At 66.9% G+C, this 18,810-nt stretch carries 14 protein-coding genes; 10 read left to right on the top strand and 4 right to left on the bottom strand.

Going from position 1 to position 18,810, the window contains the following annotated elements:
* Positions 1-397 (bottom strand): thioesterase family protein (locus N7590_RS13895; RefSeq protein ID WP_279935648.1); only part of this gene is annotated, 397 nt, incomplete at its 3' end.
* Positions 397-3,399 carry an excinuclease ABC subunit UvrA gene (uvrA, locus tag N7590_RS13890; protein ID WP_053510600.1) on the bottom strand — a complete coding sequence of 1,001 codons (3,003 nt, stop codon included), beginning with the start codon at positions 3,397-3,399 and terminating at the stop codon, positions 397-399. The genes uvrA and N7590_RS13895, both read right to left, overlap by 1 nt.
* Positions 3,400-3,717: 318 nt before the next feature.
* Here uvrA and rplU point away from each other — a divergent pair, with 318 nt between their 5' ends.
* The 3 genes from rplU (at position 3,718) to cgtA (ending at position 5,564) form a co-directional block, all read left to right on the top strand.
* Complete coding sequence (rplU, locus tag N7590_RS13885) at positions 3,718-4,026, top strand: 50S ribosomal protein L21 (protein WP_006424709.1); 309 nt, start codon at positions 3,718-3,720, stop codon at positions 4,024-4,026.
* Between the two features lie 18 nt (positions 4,027-4,044).
* Complete coding sequence (rpmA, locus tag N7590_RS13880; RefSeq protein ID WP_005415704.1) at positions 4,045-4,308, top strand: 50S ribosomal protein L27; 264 nt, start codon at positions 4,045-4,047, stop codon at positions 4,306-4,308.
* Between the two features lie 203 nt (positions 4,309-4,511).
* Positions 4,512-5,564 carry an Obg family GTPase CgtA gene (gene cgtA, locus N7590_RS13875; RefSeq protein ID WP_164241778.1) on the top strand — a complete coding sequence of 351 codons (1,053 nt, stop codon included), beginning with the start codon at positions 4,512-4,514 and terminating at the stop codon, positions 5,562-5,564.
* Between the two features lie 165 nt (positions 5,565-5,729).
* Here cgtA and rpsT read toward each other — a convergent pair whose 3' ends face one another.
* Positions 5,730-5,999, bottom strand: coding sequence for a 30S ribosomal protein S20 (gene rpsT, locus N7590_RS13870; RefSeq protein WP_005408560.1), 270 nt, complete (start codon positions 5,997-5,999; stop codon positions 5,730-5,732).
* 117 nt (positions 6,000-6,116) lie between these two features.
* On the opposite strand from rpsT, the gene murJ reads away from it, so the two are divergent.
* From murJ to N7590_RS13835, 7 genes are all read left to right on the top strand, one after another.
* Positions 6,117-7,721, top strand: a complete 1,605-nt coding sequence (gene murJ / locus N7590_RS13865; RefSeq protein ID WP_204275119.1) for a murein biosynthesis integral membrane protein MurJ — start codon at positions 6,117-6,119, stop codon at positions 7,719-7,721.
* 75 nt (positions 7,722-7,796) lie between these two features.
* Positions 7,797-8,744, top strand: coding sequence for a bifunctional riboflavin kinase/FAD synthetase (locus tag N7590_RS13860; protein WP_053449120.1), 948 nt, complete (start codon positions 7,797-7,799; stop codon positions 8,742-8,744).
* Positions 8,741-11,572: an isoleucine--tRNA ligase gene (gene ileS / locus N7590_RS13855; protein ID WP_279935646.1), complete on the top strand. Its 2,832-nt coding sequence runs from the start codon at positions 8,741-8,743 to the stop codon at positions 11,570-11,572. The genes N7590_RS13860 and ileS overlap by 4 nt, the downstream gene beginning before the upstream one ends.
* Complete coding sequence (gene lspA / locus N7590_RS13850; protein ID WP_008266713.1) at positions 11,572-12,096, top strand: signal peptidase II; 525 nt, start codon at positions 11,572-11,574, stop codon at positions 12,094-12,096. The genes ileS and lspA overlap by 1 nt, the downstream gene beginning before the upstream one ends.
* Before the next feature lie 27 nt (positions 12,097-12,123).
* The gene (gene ispH, locus N7590_RS13845; RefSeq protein ID WP_005408565.1) at positions 12,124-13,074 is read left to right on the top strand and encodes a 4-hydroxy-3-methylbut-2-enyl diphosphate reductase; all 951 of its coding nucleotides are present in this window, start codon (positions 12,124-12,126) and stop codon (positions 13,072-13,074) included.
* Positions 13,075-13,379: 305 nt separating this feature from the next.
* Positions 13,380-15,269 carry a M61 family metallopeptidase gene (locus tag N7590_RS13840; protein ID WP_164241775.1) on the top strand — a complete coding sequence of 630 codons (1,890 nt, stop codon included), beginning with the start codon at positions 13,380-13,382 and terminating at the stop codon, positions 15,267-15,269.
* Complete coding sequence (locus N7590_RS13835) at positions 15,266-15,955, top strand: lysoplasmalogenase (protein WP_164241774.1); 690 nt, start codon at positions 15,266-15,268, stop codon at positions 15,953-15,955. The genes N7590_RS13840 and N7590_RS13835 overlap by 4 nt, the downstream gene beginning before the upstream one ends.
* 63 nt (positions 15,956-16,018) lie before the next feature.
* Here N7590_RS13835 and N7590_RS13830 read toward each other — a convergent pair whose 3' ends face one another.
* Positions 16,019-18,805 carry a TonB-dependent receptor gene (locus N7590_RS13830; RefSeq protein WP_164241773.1) on the bottom strand — a complete coding sequence of 929 codons (2,787 nt, stop codon included), beginning with the start codon at positions 18,803-18,805 and terminating at the stop codon, positions 16,019-16,021.
* Positions 18,806-18,810 lie beyond the last annotated feature (5 nt).

Here is an 18,810-nt window from a genome sequence, read left to right as displayed (position 1 = left end):
CGCTGCGGATCGCCTCCGGCAGCGGCGCGCTCTTGCCGGTCTGGGTATCCATCCAGACCACCACCACGTTGCCGTCCGAATACAGCTTCGACTCATCCTGCTGGTCAACGATGCGGTGGCCGATGGTCACGCTGCTGTTCCCCAGGCGCTCGACGAACAGTTCGACCAGGATGTCGTTGGGCCACACGATCGGCAGCCGGTAGTTGACGTTGGTCGCGGCCACCACCGGTGCGATGCGGTCGGTCATCGACACGCCGTCCACGCCCAGCATCCAGCGCACGCGCGCTTCTTCCAGGTAGGAGATGTACTTGGCGTTGTTGACGTGGCCCATGCTGTCCATGTCACGCCAGCGCACGCTGATCGGGATGCGGGCCAGGATCTTGTGTTCGCTGCTCATCAGGCGTCCTTCTTCTTCTTGTTGGCGGCAGCGGTCTTGCTGGCCTTGCCGGTGCTTGATGCCGCCACCGCCTTCTTCGCCGCCTTGGCCGGCTTTTCAGGCTTCACCTTGCGCGGCGGGCGGGCGTCGGGCTTGTTGGCCACGGCGGCCGGGCGTTCCGGTCGCGCGCTGGTGGACGGCAGCATCCGGGCCAGGAACTGGCCGGTGTACGACTGCGGGCAGGCCGCCACGTCTTCCGGCGTGCCGGTGACCAGGATGGTGCCACCGCGATGGCCACCTTCCGGACCCAGGTCGACGATCCAGTCGGCGGTCTTGATCACGTCCAGGTTGTGTTCGATCACCACCACCGTGTTGCCTTCGTCGCGCAGCTTGTGCAGCACGCCGAGCAGCGCTTCGATGTCGTGGAAGTGCAGGCCGGTGGTCGGCTCGTCCAGGATGTACAGGGTGCGCCCGGTATCGCGGCGCGACAGTTCCTTGGACAGCTTCACGCGCTGCGCTTCACCACCGGACAGCGTGGTCGCGCTCTGGCCCAGCTTGATGTAGCTCAGGCCGACGTCGACCAGCGTTTCCAGCTTGCGTGCGATCGACGGCACCGGTTCGAACAGCTTCAGTGCATCCTCAACGGTCATTTCCAGCACGTCGTTGATGTTGAAGCCCTTGTACAGGATCTCCAGCGTCTCGCGGTTGTAGCGCTTGCCGTGGCAGACGTCGCAGGGCACGTACACGTCCGGCAGGAAGTGCATCTCGACCTTGATCAGGCCATCGCCCTGGCACGCTTCGCAGCGGCCACCGCGCACGTTGAAGCTGAAACGGCCCGGCGAGTAGCCGCGCGCACGCGCTTCGGGCACCTGCGCGAACAGTTCGCGCAGCGGGGTGAACAGGCCGGTGTAGGTGGCCGGGTTCGAACGCGGGGTGCGGCCGATCGGCGACTGGTCGATGTCCACCACCTTGTCGAACAGGTCCAGGCCATCGATCTCCTTGTACGGGGCGATCGGGTGCGAGGAACCGTTGATCTCGTTGGCGGCCAGCGAGAACAGGGTGTCGTTGATCAGGGTCGACTTGCCGGAGCCGGACACACCGGTCACGCAGGTCAGCAGGCCCGACGGAATCGCCAGGTCCACACCCTTGAGGTTGTTGCCGCTGGCCCCGCGCAGGTGCAGGGTCATCTTCGGGTTCGGCTTGTGTCGGCGCGCCGGAATCTCGATCGCACGCTTGCCCGACAGGTACTGGCCGGTCAGCGAGCGCGGTGCCTCCAGGATGTCCTGCAGGGTGCCCTGGCCGACGATCTCGCCGCCGTGCACGCCCGCGCCCGGGCCGATGTCCAGCACGTAGTCGGCCAGGCGGATCGCGTCCTCGTCATGCTCGACCACAATCACCGTGTTGCCCAGGTCGCGCAGGCGGGTGAGGGTGCCCAGCAGGCGTTCATTGTCGCGCTGGTGCAGGCCGATCGACGGCTCGTCGAGCACGTACATCACGCCGACCAGGCCCGCGCCGATCTGGCTGGCCAGGCGGATGCGCTGCGCTTCGCCACCGGACAGGGTGTCGGCCTTGCGCTCCAGGGTCAGGTAATCCAGGCCCACATCGACCAGGAAGCCGAGGCGCTCACCGATTTCCTTGACGATCTTGGAGGCGATCTCGCCGCGCCAGCCCGGCAGGCTCAGTTCGCTGAAGAACTTCAGTGCTTCGTCGATCGGCAGCACCACCAGGTCCGGCAGCGGGCGGTCGGCCACGAACACGTTGCGTGCCGCCCTGTTGAGGCGCGCGCCATGGCATTCCGGGCACGGCTGTTCGCTGATGTACTTGGACAGCTCTTCGCGCACCGCCGGCGATTCGGTTTCCTTGTAGCGGCGCTCGAGGTTGGGAATGATGCCCTCGAAGCGGTGCTTGCGCTGGGTGCGGCCGCCGGCTTCGGTGAAGTAGGTGAAGGTGATCGCTTCATCGCCGCTGCCGTACAGCACGGCCTGCTGCACGTTTTCCGGTAGCGAGTTCCACGCCGCATCGACGTCGAACTTGTAGTGCTTGGCCAGCGAGGCGATCAGCTGGAAATAATAGGCATTGCGGCGATCCCAGCCGCGCACCGCACCGGCGGCCAGCGACAGCTCGGGGTGCACCACCACGCGCGACGGATCGAAGAATTCGGCGATGCCCAGGCCATCGCAGCCGGGGCAGGCGCCCATCGGTGCGTTGAACGAGAACAGGCGCGGCTCCAGCTCCGGCAGCGAGTAGTCGCACACCGGGCAGGAGTACTTGGAGGAGAACAGCGTCGGCGCGGTTTCGGTGTTGTCCAGGCTCTGCACCGAGGCCATGCCGTCGCCCAGCTTCAGCGCGGTCTCGAAGCTCTCGGCCAGGCGCTGCTTGATGTCCTCGCGCGGGCGGAAGCGGTCGATCACCGCCTCGATGGTGTGCTTCTGGCGCAGTGCCAGCGGCGGCACCGCGTCGATTTCATGCAGCTCGCCGTCCACGCGCACGCGCACGAAGCCCTGCGCGCGCAGCTGGTCGAACACCTGCGCGTGCTCGCCCTTGCGGTCGCGGATGACCGGGGCGAGCAGCATGTAGCGCTGTTCCGGGTCCAGGGTCAGCACCTGGTCGACCATCTGGCTGACCGTCTGTGCTTCCAGCGGGTAGCCGTGGTCCGGGCAGCGCGGGGTGCCGACGCGGGCATACAGCAGGCGCAGGTAGTCGTAGATCTCGGTGATCGTGCCGACGGTCGAACGCGGGTTGTGCGAGGTCGACTTCTGCTCGATCGAGATGGCCGGGGACAGGCCTTCGATGTGGTCCAGGTCCGGCTTTTCCATCACGCTCAGGAACTGGCGCGCATAGGCCGACAGCGACTCGACGTAGCGGCGCTGGCCTTCTGCGTAGATGGTGTCGAACGCCAGCGAGGACTTGCCCGAGCCGGACAGGCCGGTGATGACGATCAGCTTGTCGCGGGGCAGGTCGAGGTCGAGGTTCTTCAGGTTGTGCGTCCGCGCGCCGCGGATGCGGATGAAATCCATCGCCATGGGGGATCCGGTTGTGGGGGCGTTGGCTGGGTGCCGGGCCAGCAGGGAACGGCAATCGGTCAGCCTACCGAGGTGACCAGATGGGGGCAATGGGCGACAATGCCAGCCCGGTGTCTCACCTTGTGAGACAAGGCTTTATGGAGGGGTCAGATCCCTTTTCACGCCGTGAAAAGGGATCTGGCCCCGTTCCGACCGGGTTTCCCGGGCCATTCAGGGCTTGACTTGACCCTGTCGCATGGATCTGCGTACAATCCCGCTCCTGTCCGCCCTCGACGGCGGCAGTCCATAGACCACAATAACTACAGAGGAAGTCTGGTCATGTACGCAGTACTGGTCACCGGCGGTAAGCAATACCGCGTGGCGCAGGGCGAAAAGCTCCGCGTCGAAAAGCTCGAAGTCGAAGTCGGCAGCGAGATCAAGTTTGACAACATCCTGATGCTGGGCGACAGCGATGGCGTGAAGCTGGGCGATGCGCTGAAGGGCGCTGCCGTCACCGCCAAGGTCCTGTCCCAGGGTCGTGCTGACAAGGTCCGGATCATCAAGTTCCGTCGCCGCAAGCACCACATGAAGCGTCAGGGTCACCGTCAGTACTACACCGAAATCGAGATCACCGGCATCGCCGGCTAAGCATCAGGAGAAGCAGTCATGGCACATAAAAAGGGCGTAGGCTCCTCGCGCAACGGTCGCGACTCCAACCCGAAGTACCTGGGCGTCAAGATCTTCGGCGGCCAGGCCATCGAAGCCGGCAACATCATCGTGCGTCAGCGCGGCACCCAGTTCCACCCGGGTTCCGGCGTGGGCCTGGGCCGTGACCACACCCTGTTCGCCCTCGTGGACGGCAAGGTGGAGTTCTCGGTCAAGGGCGCCAAGAAGCGTCGCACCGTCAGCATCGTCTCGGCCGACGCCTGATCCAGGCATCGACGGCACCCGTGCCTCGGCATGGCTGTGCTGGATGAAGAGCACGCTGCATGGAGAGCCCCGCTTCGGCGGGGCTTTTCGTTAGAGTTACCGGGTAAAAGGAAGACCGGCCGCGCCGGGCTGCGGGCCACGCGCGCCCGCATTACATTCAAGGCGACGGCGCAGATGCCGCGCCCATCGCAGGCATCGAAACAATGAAACTGGTAGACGAAGCAGAAATCGAAGTGTTCGCCGGCAACGGCGGCAACGGCTGCATTGGCTTCCGTCGCGAGAAGTTCATTCCGCTCGGCGGCCCGGACGGCGGCGACGGCGGTGCGGGCGGCAGCGTGTACATCCGCGCCGACGAAAACCTGAACACCCTGGTCGACTTCCGCCATGACCGCATCTTCAAGGCGCAGCGCGGCGAGAACGGCATGGGCCGCCAGGCCTATGGCAAGGGCGGTGAAGACCTGACCATCACCGTGCCGGTCGGCACCGTGGTCATCAACGTCGCCACCGATGAAGTCATCGGCGACCTGACCCAGCACAACGACCGCCTGCTGGTGGCCAAGGGCGGCCGCGGCGGCCTGGGCAACATGCATTTCAAGAGCTCGACCAACCGTTCGCCGCGCCAGGCGCTGCCGGGCGAGCCGGGCGAAGAGCGCACGCTGAAGCTGGAGCTGAAGCTGCTGGCCGACGTTGGCCTGCTGGGCTTCCCCAACGCCGGCAAGAGCACCCTGATCCGCGCCGTCTCGGCGGCAACGCCGAAGGTGGCCGATTACCCGTTCACTACGCTGTACCCGAACCTGGGTGTGGTGAAGGTGGAGAACTACCGCAGCTTCGTGATCGCCGACATTCCGGGCCTGATCGAAGGCGCGGCGGATGGCGCCGGCCTTGGTGCGCAGTTCCTGCGCCACCTGCAGCGCACCCGCCTGCTGCTGCACCTGGTGGACATCTCGCCGATGGAAGGTGGCGTGGAGGGTATTTCTCCGGTGGAGCAGGTGCGTGCGATCGAGCGCGAGCTGGAAAAGCACGATCCGGAGCTGCTGAACAAGCCGCGCTGGCTGGTGCTGAACAAGGCCGACCTGATGTTCGAGGACGAGGCCAAGGCCGCGGCCGAGCAGATCGTCGCCGAGCTGGGCTGGAAGGAGCCGTGGTTCCTGGTGTCGGCGCTGGGTCGCGAAGGTACCTTCCCGATCATGAGCCGGATCATGGCGTTCTTCGATCGCCAGAAGGAAGACGAGCTGGAAGTCCGCAACGCGCAGTAATGCTGTTGTGGTTCGATGCGAAAAGCCCGGCTTCGGCCGGGTTTTTCATTTTCCGGTAGTGCCGGCCGCTGGCCGGCATTCCCGGATTGCAGGCAACAAAAAACCCGGCCAAGGCCGGGCTTTTGTCTGCTGCCCAACCCCGAAGGGCAGGGCGGCAACGCCGGATCAGGCGGCCTTGAGGGCCTTGATACGGTCGTTCAGGCGGCTCTTGTGGCGAGCAGCCTTGTTCTTGTGGATCAGGCCACGCGCGCTGAAGCGATCCAGGATCGGCTGGGCAACGGCGAAGGCGGCTTCGGCGCCGGCGGCATCGTTGGCGTCCAGCGCCTTGATCACTTTCTTGACAGCGGTGCGCAGCATCGAGCGCTGAGCCACGTTGCGCGCGTTGCGCACGACGGTCTGCTTGGCGCGCTTCTTGGCGGACTTGATATTGGCCACGGTGGTGGTTTCCTGAAAAAATCGGTGTTATGGGAACAGCAAGCTAGCTAGTATGATGGCGTAAGAAATGCACGTCAAGTCGATTGTCAAGAGGGACGCTGAGTGAGTTCACCCAAGTTGTTGCGGGGCCTGCTGTCGTTCAGCAGCATGACCATGGTCTCGCGCGTCCTTGGACTTGTCCGGGACTTCGTGGTGACCACCACGTTCGGCACCAACGCCATCACTGATGCTTTCTGGGTCGCCTTCAGGGTACCCAATTTCCTGCGCCGGTTGTTCGCCGAGGGGTCTTTCGCCACTGCTTTCGTGCCGGTGTTCACGGAAGTGAAGGAAACCCGCAGCCATGCCGAGCTGCGTGAACTGATGGCGCGCACCGCCGGCACCCTGGGTGGGGTGCTGATGCTGGTCACCGCGCTGGCGCTGATCTTCGCGCCACAGCTGGCCTCGGTCTTCTCAAGCGGCGTTGATACAGACCCGGTCAAGCAGGGCCTGCTGGTCGACCTGTTCCGCCTGACCTTCCCGTTCCTGCTGTTCGTCTCGCTCACCGCCCTGGCCGGCGGCGCGCTGAACAGCTTCCAGCGCTTTGCGATGCCGGCGCTGACCCCGGTCATCCTCAACCTGTGCATGATCGCCGGCGCGCTGTGGCTGGCACCGCGGCTGGGCGGTACCCCGGAGAAGCAGATCCTGGCGCTGGGCTGGGCGGTACTGGCCGCCGGCATCCTGCAGCTGCTGTTCCAGCTGCCGTCACTGAAGGGCATCAACCTGCTGACCCTGCCGCGCTGGGGCTGGAGCCATCCGGGCGTGCGCAAGGTGATGACGCTGATGGTGCCGACCCTGTTCGGTTCCTCGGTGGCGCAGATCAACCTGCTGCTGGACACGGTCATCGCGGCCAAACTGACCGACGGCTCGCAGTCCTGGCTGTCGCTGGCCGATCGCTTCCTGGAGCTGCCGCTGGGCGTGTTCGGCGTGGCGCTGGGCACGGTGATCCTGCCGGCGTTGGCCCGCCACCACGTCAGCACCGACCGTGAAGGCTTCTCGCGCTCGCTGGACTGGGGCCTGCGCATGACCCTGCTGATCTCGGTGCCGGCCATGCTCGGCCTGCTGCTGCTGGCCGAGCCGCTGATCGCGACCATCTTCCAGCACGGCCAGTTCAGTGCCTTCGATACCCGCATGACCGCGTTGTCGGTGTACGGCCTGAGCTTCGGCCTGCCGGCGTTCGCCCTGCTGAAGGTGGTGCTGCCGGCGTTCTACGCGCGGCAGGACACCAAGACCCCGGTGCGCGCCGGTATCGCCGCGCTGGTGGCCAACATGGTGTTCAACTTCGCCCTGCTGGCCGTGCTGTACCAGGTGATGGTGCCGGACGAGCTGAAGGCGCAGGGCGTGATGGCGGCCATCGGCAAGCAGCCGGGCCTGCACCTGGCGCTGGGCATTGCCAGCGCGCTGTCCAGTTACCTGAACCTGGGCCTGCTCTGGTACTGGCTGGGCAAGACCGATGTCTACCAGCGCCGCCCGGGCTGGGGCGGCTATCTGCTGCGCCTGCTGCTGGCCTGCCTGGCCATGGTCGGCGTGCTGCTGGCGCTGCTGTACTGGCTGCCGGGCTTCTCGGCGATGAGCGTGTGGGAGCGGATCGGTGCCCTGGCGGTGCTGGTCGGTGGCGGTGGTGCGACCTATGCGCTGGCGATGCTGGCGATGGGCTTCCGCCCGCGCGACCTGCGCGGGCATTGATCGCGGCCCGTGGCGGCTATACTTCAGGGTTACACCATTGAAGCGGCGGCCCCGGTCGGGCCGGAACGAGAGTTGATGAGCAGGCTGTTCAGAAGCGTCGAGGGCGGGGAGCTGTTCCCCAACGGAAGCGTGGTCTGTATCGGTGCATTCGACGGCCTCCACCTGGGGCATCGTGCGCTGGTCCGCCACGCGGTCGCCCGCGCACGCGCCTTGGGCGTGGCCGCGGTGGCCGTGGCGTTCGAGCCGCTGCCGCGTGAATTCTTCGCCCAGGGCACGCCGCCGCCGCGGCTGACCCTGGCGCGCAGCAAGGTCGAGATCCTGCGCGAGCTCGGCGTCGATGCGATCGGCCTGCTGCGTTTCGACGCGGCGATGGCCGCCATGCCGGCCGAGGACTTCGTGCGGCGGCTGCTGGTGCATCGGCTGGGCGCCCGCGAAGTGTGGATCGGCCCGGAGTTCTGCTTCGGCAACCGCCGTCGTGGCGACCTGGCCCTGCTGCAGAAGATGGGCGCCGAACTGGGCTTCAGCGCCGGCGAGATCGAAGCGGTGGACCTGCATGGCGAGCGCATTTCCAGCACCCGCATCCGCCAGCTGCTGCAGGACGGCGACTTCGCCCGCGCCGGCGACCTGCTCGGCCGTCCGTACGCGATCAGCGGGCGGGTGGTGCGCGGGCGCCAGCTCGGCCGCACGCTGGGCTTCCCGACCGCCAACCTGCGCTTCCCGAAGACCCCGGCGCTGTCGGGCATCTACGCGACCTGGGTGCACGGCGTGTTCGACCAGCCGTGGCCCTCGGTGTCCAGCTTCGGCACGCGGCCGACGGTGGACGGCGTGGAGCCGCTGCTGGAAGCGCATCTGTTCGATTTCCAGGGCGACCTGTATGGCCGCCACATCGACGTGGAGTTCGTCGCCAAGCTGCGCGACGAAGAGAAATTCAATGATCTGGCGGCACTGACCGACCAGATGCACCGCGACGCCGAACAGGCGCGCGCCATCCTTTCCGAACATAGATTGCGAGCCACTGCGTGAGCCAGGACTACAAGACCACCCTGAACCTGCCAGCCACCGAATTCCCGATGCGCGGCGACCTGCCCAAGCGCGAGCCGGGCATTCTGGCGCAGTGGGAAGCGCAGGGGCTCTACCAGCAGCTGCGCGACAACGCCGCCGGCCGCCCGCTGTTCGTGCTGCACGACGGCCCGCCGTACGCCAACGGCCGCATCCACCTCGGCCATGCGGTCAACAAGATCCTGAAGGACATCATCGTCAAGTCGCGCTACCTGGCCGGCTTCGATGCACCCTACGTGCCGGGCTGGGACTGCCACGGCCTGCCGATCGAGATCGCGGTCGAGAAGAAGTGGGGAAAGGTCGGCACCAAGCTCGACGCGGTTGAATTCCGGCAGAAGTGCCGCGAGTTCGCCGAGGAGCAGATCAACATCCAGCGCGTGGACTTCAAGCGCCTGGGCGTGACCGGTGACTGGGACAACCCGTACAAGACCCTGAGCTTCGACTTCGAAGCCAACGAGATCCGCGCGCTGGCCAAGGTCGTGGCCAACGGCCATCTGGTGCGTGGCGCCAAGCCGGTGTACTGGTGCTTCGACTGTGGTTCGGCGCTGGCCGAAGCCGAGATCGAGTACCAGGAAAAGGAATCGCCGGCGATCGACGTGGCCTACGCCGCGCGCGATGCGCAGGCCATCGGCCAGGCGTTCGGCGTGAGCGTGCCGGCCGACGTCGAAGTGGCCGTGCCGATCTGGACCACCACGCCGTGGACGCTGCCGGCCTCGCTGGCCGTTTCGCTGGGCGCGGAGATCAACTACGTGCTGGCCGAAGGCCCGGCCCACAACGGCAAGCGCCGCTGGCTGGTGCTGGCCGCCGCGCTGGCCGAGCGCGCGCTGCAGCGCTACGGCGTGGATGAAGTGGTGCTGCACGGTGAAACCACCGGCGCGGCGCTGGAAAACCAGCTGCTGGCGCATCCGTTCTACCCGGAGCGCGAAATCCTGGTGCTCAACGGCGACCATGTCTCCGACGAGGACGGTACCGGTGCGGTGCACACTGCGCCCGGCCACGGCCAGGAAGACTTCGTGGTCAGCCAGAAGTACGGCCTGCTGGACAAGTACAACGCCGGTCAGGTCACCCCGATCGACGGCCGTGGCGTGTACCTGGAATCGACCCCGTCGGCCGGTGACGTGGTGCTGGCCGGCCAGCACCTGTGGAAGGCGCAGGAGGCCATCGTCGGCGTGCTGCGCGACAACGGTTCGCTGCTGGCCTTCCACCCGATCCGCCACAGCTACCCGCACTGCTGGCGCCACAAGACGCCGGTGGTGTTCCGCGCCACCCCGCAGTGGTTCATCTCGATGGACAAGGCCAACCTGCGCACCGATGCGCTGGCCGCCATCGACACCGTCGGCTGGTTCCCGGCCTGGGGCAAGGCGCGCATCCAGAGCATGGTCGACGGTCGCCCGGACTGGACCATCTCGCGCCAGCGCACCTGGGGCGTGCCGATTGCCCTGTTCACCCACCGCCAGACCGGCGAGATCCATCCGCGTTCGGTCGAGCTGATGCAGCAGGTGGCCGACCGAGTCGAGGCCGAGGGCATCGACGTGTGGTACTCGCTGGATGCCGCCGAACTGCTGGGCGCCGAAGCGGCCGACTACGAGAAGGTCACCGACATCCTCGACGTCTGGTTCGATTCGGGCGTGACCCATGAAGGCGTGCTCGCCGCGCGCGGCTTCGGCAAGCCGGCCGACCTGTACCTGGAGGGTTCCGACCAGCACCGCGGCTGGTTCCAGTCCTCGCTGCTGACCGGCGTGGCGATCGACAAGCGCGCCCCGTACAAGCAGTGCCTCACCCACGGTTTCACCGTGGACGAGCACGGCCGCAAGATGTCCAAGTCGCTGGGCAACGGCATCGAACCGCAGGACATCATGAACAAGCTGGGCGCGGACATCCTGCGTCTGTGGATCGCCTCGGCCGACTACAGCAACGAGATGTCGCTGTCGCAGGAGATCCTCAAGCGCAACGCCGATGCCTACCGCCGCCTGCGCAACACCGCGCGCTTCCTGCTCGGCAACCTGGATGGCTTCGATCCGGCCCAGCACCTGCGTCCTCTCGACCAGATGGTCGCGCTGGACCGCTGGATCGTGCATCGCGCGTGGGAGCTGCAGGAGAAGATCAAGGCGGCCTACGACGGCTACAACATGGCCGAGATCGTGCAGCTGCTGCTGAACTTCTGCAGCGTGGACCTGGGCTCGCTGTACCTGGACGTGACCAAGGACCGCCTGTACACGATGCCGACCGATTCGCACGGTCGCCGCTCGGCGCAGAGCGCGATGTACCACATCGCCGAAGCATTCACCCGCTGGGTGGCGCCGATCCTGACCTTCACCGCCGACGAGCTGTGGGGCTACCTGCCGGGCGAGCGTGCCGGGCACGTGCTGTTCACCACCTGGTACGACGGCCTGGCGCCGCTGCCGGCCGATGCCCAGCTCAACGCCGCCGACTTCGACCAGCTGCTGGCCGTGCGCGAGCAGGTGGCCAAGGTGCTGGAGCCGATGCGTGCCAATGGTGCGATCGGTGCCGCGCTGGAAGCGGAGATCACCATCGCCGCCAGCGAAGAGCAGGCCGCGAAGTGGCAGCCGCTGGCCGATGAACTGCGCTTCCTGTTCATCAGCGGCGACGTGCAGGTGCGCCCGGCAACCACCGACGAAGTGTTCGTCAGCGCCCAGCCGACCACCAAGGCCAAGTGCGTGCGCTGCTGGCACCACCGCGCCGATGTCGGCAGCAACGCCGACCATCCCGAACTGTGCGGCCGCTGCGTGAGCAACATCACCGGCGCCGGCGAACTGCGGAGCTGGTTCTGATGAGCACTGCACGCCCGCATCCCAACGCCCTGGTCTGGCTGCTGCTGTCGGCGGCCATCATCGGCCTGGACCAGTGGTCCAAGGCCTGGGTGCTGTCGAGCCTGCCCGAGTTCCAGCCGGTGGTGGTCATCGACGGCTTCTGGAACTGGTACCGCACCTACAACACCGGTGCGGCGTTCAGTTTCCTGAGCGACGCCGGTGGTTGGCAGAAGTACTTCTTCACCGCGCTGGCGATCGCCATCAGCGGCCTGATGGCCTGGTGGCTGCGCGGCACCGCCCGCGGCAACTGGAAGGCCGCGGTGCCGTATGCGCTGATCATCGGCGGTGCCATCGGCAACGTGATCGACCGCCAGGTGCACGGCCACGTGGTCGATTTCATCCAGTGGTACGTGGGCAGCTACACCTGGCCCTCGTTCAACATCGCCGATTCGGCCATCGTGGTGGGGGCCATCGGCATCGCCCTGTTTGGCCTGTTCGACGGCAAGTCCGCCAAAAAGGCGGATAATGCCAATCCGAAACCGTAAGCCGGCCGCTGCCGGGAGATTGAACTGATGGATGTGCTGCTCGCCAACCCGCGTGGTTTCTGTGCCGGTGTCGATCGTGCGATCGAGATCGTCAAGCGCGCGATCGAAACGCTGGGCGCGCCCATCTACGTCCGCCATGAAGTGGTGCACAACCGCTTCGTGGTCGACGACCTGAAGCAGCGCGGCGCGATCTTCGTCGAGGAACTGGACGAAGTGCCGGACAACAACACGGTCATCTTCAGCGCGCATGGCGTTTCGCAGGCGGTGCGCCAGGAAGCCGAGCGCCGTGGCCTGAAGGTGTTCGACGCCACCTGTCCGCTGGTGACCAAGGTCCACTTCGAAGTGGCCCGCCACTGCCGTGCCGGCCGTGACGTGGTGCTGATCGGCCACGCCGGCCACCCGGAAGTGGAAGGCACCATGGGCCAGTGGAACCGCGAGGCCGGCACCGGCCAGATCTATCTGGTCGAGGATGTGGAGCAGGTCGCCACGCTGCAGATCAACCAGCCGGAAAACTTCGCCTACACCACCCAGACCACGCTGTCGGTGGACGATACGCGCGGCATCATCGATGCGCTGCGCGAGCGCTTCCCGGCCATGCAGGGCCCGAAGAACGACGACATCTGCTACGCCACGCAGAACCGCCAGGACGCGGTGCGCGACCTGGCCAAGCGCTGCGACCTCGTGCTGGTGGTCGGTTCGCCAAACAGTTCCAATTCCAACCGCCTGAGTGAGCTGGCCCGCCGTGAAGGCGTGGAGAGCTATCTGATCGACGGTGCGCACGAGATCGACCCGGCGTGGGTGGCAGGCAAGCAGCACATCGGCGTCACCGCAGGTGCTTCTGCACCGCAGGTGCTGGTTGACGGCGTGCTGGCGCGGCTGGCCGAGCTGGGGGCCACCGGCGTGGGTGAGCTGGATGGCGAACCGGAATCGATGGTGTTCGCGCTGCCGAAGGAACTGCGCCTGCGCCTGGTCGACTGACCGGGCCTGACTCTGGTGGGTGCGAACCTTGGTTCGCACTGCTTCTGGATGCATTCCATCCACGCATGGCGTGGATCTACTGAAACCGCTCCGGTCGGTGAGAACCTTGGCGGGTGGGTGCGAACCTTGGTTCGCACTGCTTCTGGATACATTCCATCCACGCATGGCACGGATCTGCTGCTCACGGCCTTGTTGCCGGGTTTGCCGCTTCTGGCGGCGTTCGCGCGGGCCATGACCTTTGGCCATGGGGCCACGCATCCCGCAGGCCTAGCATCGGGGAATTCTCCGCTGTTGGACGCTGCCCGATGAAAACCCGAGCCTTGGCCATGTCGTTGCTGTTCGCGCTGGCCGCCACGCCTGCATTGGCGCTGGCGCAGGCCTCGCCGCCGGCCAATGCCGCTGCGCCCGGCCTGCTGCGCATCGACGTGGACGCACGCGATCTGGCCCGGCGCATCTTCAAGGTCACCGCCACCGTGCCGGCCAAACCCGGCCCGATGACCCTGCTGTATCCGCAGTGGATTCCCGGCAACCATTCGCCCACCGGCCCGATCGACAAGCTGGCCGGGCTGCGCGTCACCGCCAACGGCAAGCCGCTGGCTTGGCAGCGCGATCAGTTCAATGTCTATGCGTTCAAGGTGGACGTGCCCGAAGGCGTGAGCGAGATCGTCGCCCACTTCGACTTCCTGTCCTCGCAGGGCGGCAGCCAGGGCCGGGTGGTGATGACCCCGGAGATGCTCAACCTGCAGTGGAACGCCAATTCGCTGTATCCGGCCGGCGTCGATGCACGGCAGCTGCAGGCGCAGGCCAGCGTGACCCTGCCCAAAGGCTGGTCGTTCGCCACCGCGCTGGAAACCGCGCGCCGCGAGGGTGACACCGTGGTGTTCAAGCCGATTTCCTATGACCACCTGGTCGATTCGCCGTTGTTCGCCGGCGAGCACTACCAGCGCATCGACCTCGATCCGGGCGCGAAGGTGCCGGTGCACCTCAACGTCTTCGCCGACGATGCCAAGTCGCTGAAACCGACGGACGCACAGATCAAGCTCCACCGCGCGCTGGTGCAGCAGGCCGACAAGCTCTATGGCGCGCGCCACTACAACCACTATGAATTCCTGCTGGCGCTGACTGACCGCCTCGGTGGCATCGGCCTGGAGCATCACCGCTCCAGCGAGAACAGCGCCGAGCCGGGTTACTTCACCGAGTGGGACAAGAGCGCGTGGATGCGTGATCTGCTACCGCACGAGTACACCCACTCGTGGAACGGCAAGTACCGCCGCGGCGCAGACCTGGCCACCGCCACCTTCAACGTGCCCATGGGCGACAGCCTGCTGTGGGTGTACGAAGGCCAGACCCAGTTCTGGGGCCAGGTGCTGGCCGCGCGTTCCGGGCTGTGGTCGGTGGAGCAGGCACGCGACATGCTGGCCAATGTGGCCGCCACCTATGACCGTGGCCGCCCGGGCCTGGCCTGGCGACCCTTGCAGGACACCACCAACGACCCGACCATCGCCCAGCGCCGCACGTTGCCGTACCGCAACTACCAGATGAGCGAGGACTACTATTCCGGCGGCCAGATGTTGTGGCTGGAAGTGGAAGGCAAGCTGCGCGAACTGAGCGGCAACCGCCGCAGCCTGGACGACTTTGCGCGCGCCTTCTTCGGTGTTGGCAATGGCGACTGGGACGTCAATCCGTACACCTTCGATGACGTGGTCGCGACCTTGAACGGCATCGCGCCGTACGACTGGGCGACGTTCCTGCGCGGCCGCCTGGACGGGCACGGCCCGCTGACCGGCGGCCTGGCGCTGGCCGGTTGGAAGCTGGTCTACCGCGATACCCCGAACGCCGCCTACAAGGCACAGGAAAAGCGCGCCAAGGGCGCATTGCTGGCCTACTCGCTCGGGGCGACCGTGCTCGACAGCGGCACGGTGGGTGACGTGATCTGGGACAGCCCGGCGTTCAACGCCGGGTTGGCGCCCGGCATGAAGGTGATCGCGGTCGGTGGCCGCGAGTACAGCAGCCAGCGGCTGAAGGACGCCGTGGCCGACGCGGCGAAGGACAAGGCGCCAATCGTGCTGCTGGTCAAGCAGTTCGACCGCATCGATACGATGAACATCGACTATCACGGTGGCCTTCAGTACCCGGTGCTTGAGCGCATCGCCGGCACGCCTGATCGCCTGGCCGAGCTGTGGAAGGCGCGATGAAAGCGCGCGCCCGCGACGGCATGATCCTGCTGGTGGCGATCCTGGCCATCATTGGCGCGTACCTGCACGGTGATGGACGCTGGCTGCACTGGCTGGCGAAGCCGGCCACGACGCTGCTGATCGCCGGCATCGCCTGGCAGGTGCACGCTCCTGCGCAACCGTTCTACCGGCGCGCGGTGCTGGCCGGCATGCTGCTGTCGTGCGTGGGCGACATCGCGCTGATGCTGCCGGTGGATGCGTTCGTGCCTGGCCTGGTGGCATTCCTGCTGGCCCACCTCTGCTACATCGCCGCGTTCCGCGATGGACTGCGCGGCGGGCGTGGTCTGGTGGCTGCCAGCGTGCTGCTGGGAGCGTTTGCCGCACTCAATGTGCTGGGCCTGTGGCCGCACCTGCCGGCGCCGATGCGCATCCCGGTGCTGGCGTACGTGGTGGTGCTGGCCTCGATGGCGGTGCTGGCCCTCGCACGCGCATGGGTGCGTCCTCAGGCGGCCGCGCCGGAACCGTGCAGCGCACGCTGGGCCGCTGCCGGTGCCGTGCTGTTCGTAGCCAGCGATTCACTGCTGGCCTGGGACCGCTTCGCCGGTGGCCTGCCGCTGGCCAGCCTGCTGGTGCTGTCCACCTACTACGCCGCGCAATACGCCATCGCCCGCTCGGTGAAACAGCAAAAAGGGGACGGAGGGGATTAAGTCGTATTCGGCATCGTGGCAGAAACGACTTAATCCCCTCCGTCCCCTTTTCCGGTGCTGCGCTCAGCGGAACTGCAGGGTCAGCAGGAAGTAGCGGCCCAGTGGGTCGTCCAGCCCGGGCATCTGCCCACCATTGCCGACCAGGTAGTTCACCGGTTGTGTGTCGAGCACGTTGTGCACGTCCAGCGCGGCAACGATGCGCGGGCCAAGGCGGCGTGCCAGGTGCAGGTTCCAGCGCAGCTGGCGGGGGTTCATGCAGTGGTTCTGTTCAACCTGATCCTGCGGGCACTCGGCACCGGGCAGCCAGGCGCGGGTGCGACCGACCTGGTTGCCGCGCAGGGCGATGTCCCAGTGGCTGTTCTGCCACTGTACGTTCAGCACCGCCGCCATCTCTGGCGTCACATGGCCGCGCAGATCGATCGCGGGTTCGTGGTCGACCTGGCGGCGCAGCTCCTGCTGTTTCAGTGCATCCAGCGAGAACAGCCATTGGCCGTTGCTGCCGGTGTCGATGCGGTACTCGCCGCGCAGCACCCAGTTGCGCGACGTGGTGCGGCCGATGTTGTCGAAGGACAGGCGCAGGCTGCGCAACCTGCCTTGCTCATCCAGCTGCCAGGTATCGCGGTTCCAGACCGCATCGTTGGGCTGCAGCGCGAGGATCTCGTTGCGCAGCTCGACGATGTTGTGGGTCAGCGACAGCGAGAACGCATCATTCGGGGACCAGGTCGCGGCCAGTGAATGGCTGCGCGAGCTCTCCGCTTTCAGCATGGTGTTTTCTTCCACGTCTGCGGTCACCCTGCAGCGTCCATCCGCGGCGCTCTGCGCACACGGCGGCAGCGCATCCGAAGCGGGCAGGGTGAGGGTGCCGAACTGGCCGGGTGGGCGCCGCTGCTCGAACAGGCTGGGGGCGCGGTAGCCACGCCCGCTGGCCAGCAGGAACGACCACTGCGGCGACGGCGTCCAGCGCAGGCCGGCCCGTGGCGAGACCGCGGTGTAGTCACCGTCACGGTCCCAGCGTGCGGCCAGGTCCATGCGAAGCGCAGGTGCCAGTGGCAGGCCGAGTTCGGCGTAGGCGCCACCACTCTGCCGCGACAGCCTGCGCTGCTGCTGCGGCAGTCCCAGCGCCAGGTCACCCTGGCTCAGCAGCGCATCGGGGTGCGAGGTCCAGCGCTCATGGCGCAGGTCGATGCCGGTGGCCAGCTGCGCATTGCCTCCCGGAAACGGCATGAGTTCGCGCTGCATGCCCCACCAGCCCTGCCATTGTTCGGTAAGGCCACGGTTGCGGATCATCGGGAACCAGGACGCCGTTTCGTCGCTGGGCAGCATGTCGAATCCGGGCAGGAACCGAAGTGACTGCGCGGCCTCGATCAACGGGGTGGCCCGCACGGTGCCCGGCGTGGACAGGCTGACATCACTGCGCTGTGCGCTGAGCCCGGCATCCCAGCTGCGCCGGCCCTGGTCGCGGCCGATGCCGAAGGTGACGTCAGCATCGGTGGCGCGAACGTGTGGGCGCACGTTGCCGGCTTCGCGCAGCACGGTGTTGAAGGTGATTCCGTACAGGGCGAGGGAAACCGCAGTGGGGCCGAGGTCGAAGCGCTGGCGGTTGTGGCTGGCGCGGGCCTCGGCATAGGCGTAGCGCCCTTCGCCACGTTCATGCCGATAGCGCAGGTAGGCCGACGCGGTATCCGAAGCGGGCTGCAGCGAGCGTGGGCGCGCACTGTCGAACCAGCAGGCACCCTCGCGCCGCTTCAACGGCCCTTCGCAGCGCCGTGCAGGCCAGTAGCGGCCAGCACCGAAGGCACCGATCAGGTATTGCGAGGTCTCCGCATGCCAGTCGCGGCGGTCGCCGGCCAGGTGGTCGACACGGTGCAGGTCGACGCCGGCGAACCAGCGATCGCCGTTGCCGCGCAGGCCGCCGGTGGCCGCCTGCAGGCGATACTGCGCGGCGTCGCCCCGGCTGCTCAGGCCGGTCTGCAGCATGGCTTCGGGCCCATCGGCCTGGTCACGCAGGATGATGTTGACCACGCCGGACATGGCGTCAGCGCCGTAGATCGCCGAGGCACCGCCACGCACCAGCTCGATGCGTTCGACGAAGCTGAGCGGAATGCCGCCCAGGTCGGTGAGCCCTCCCTGCTCCAGCGACACCATCGGGTAGCGCGGCAGGCGCCGGCCATTGACCAGGAACAGGGTGGCGCGCGGCCCCATGCCATCGAGGCTGGTAGTGGCCGCGGCACCGACCGGCAGGTACTGCGAGTCACCGCTGCGCGCGCTGGTCATCGCCGGCAGGCCATTCATGCCGGGCAGGTGCCGCAGCAGGTCGAACAGGCTGCCGTAGCCACTGCGCAGGATGTCGTCCCGATCAATCGTGGTGACCGGCAGCGTGGTCTGCACCGAGGTGCGTGGCAGGCGGCTGCCGGTGACGTGGATCGGTGCCAGTTCCACCTGCGGCGGCGGCCGGGGGGCATCGTGGCGGGGAGCCACCACGGCCTTTGGCGTGGGTGTTGTGGCGATGGGGGCCGCACCGACGCGGCGCACCACGAAGCCACCCGAAGGCGTGCGCAGGATCGTCACCGGCATGCCGGCAACCAGCTGCTTCAGGGCGCTGGCGGGATCGGTCCGGGTGTTCGCGCCGTCGGTATGCAGTGCTGCCAGCTCACGGGCGTCGAACAGCAGCGCGATGCCGCTCTGCCGGGCCCACTGCTGCAGCGCCGACGGCAATGGGCCGGCATCGATGCGGTAGGCATGCGTGGCCGCCGATTCGCTGGCCGTGGCCGCGGGCGGTGCAGTGGCCAACAGCGCCAGGCACAGCAGGGGGCGGAGCAGCCCCCACTGCAGCGCACCCGGTCCTGCCATCACTG

Origin of the sequence: Stenotrophomonas sp. GD04024, assembly GCF_029837545.1 — a bacterium.
GTDB lineage: Bacteria > Pseudomonadota > Gammaproteobacteria > Xanthomonadales > Xanthomonadaceae > Stenotrophomonas > Stenotrophomonas forensis.
Note: the sequence above shows the minus strand (reverse complement) of the source record. Positions and strands in the feature narration are given on the sequence as shown.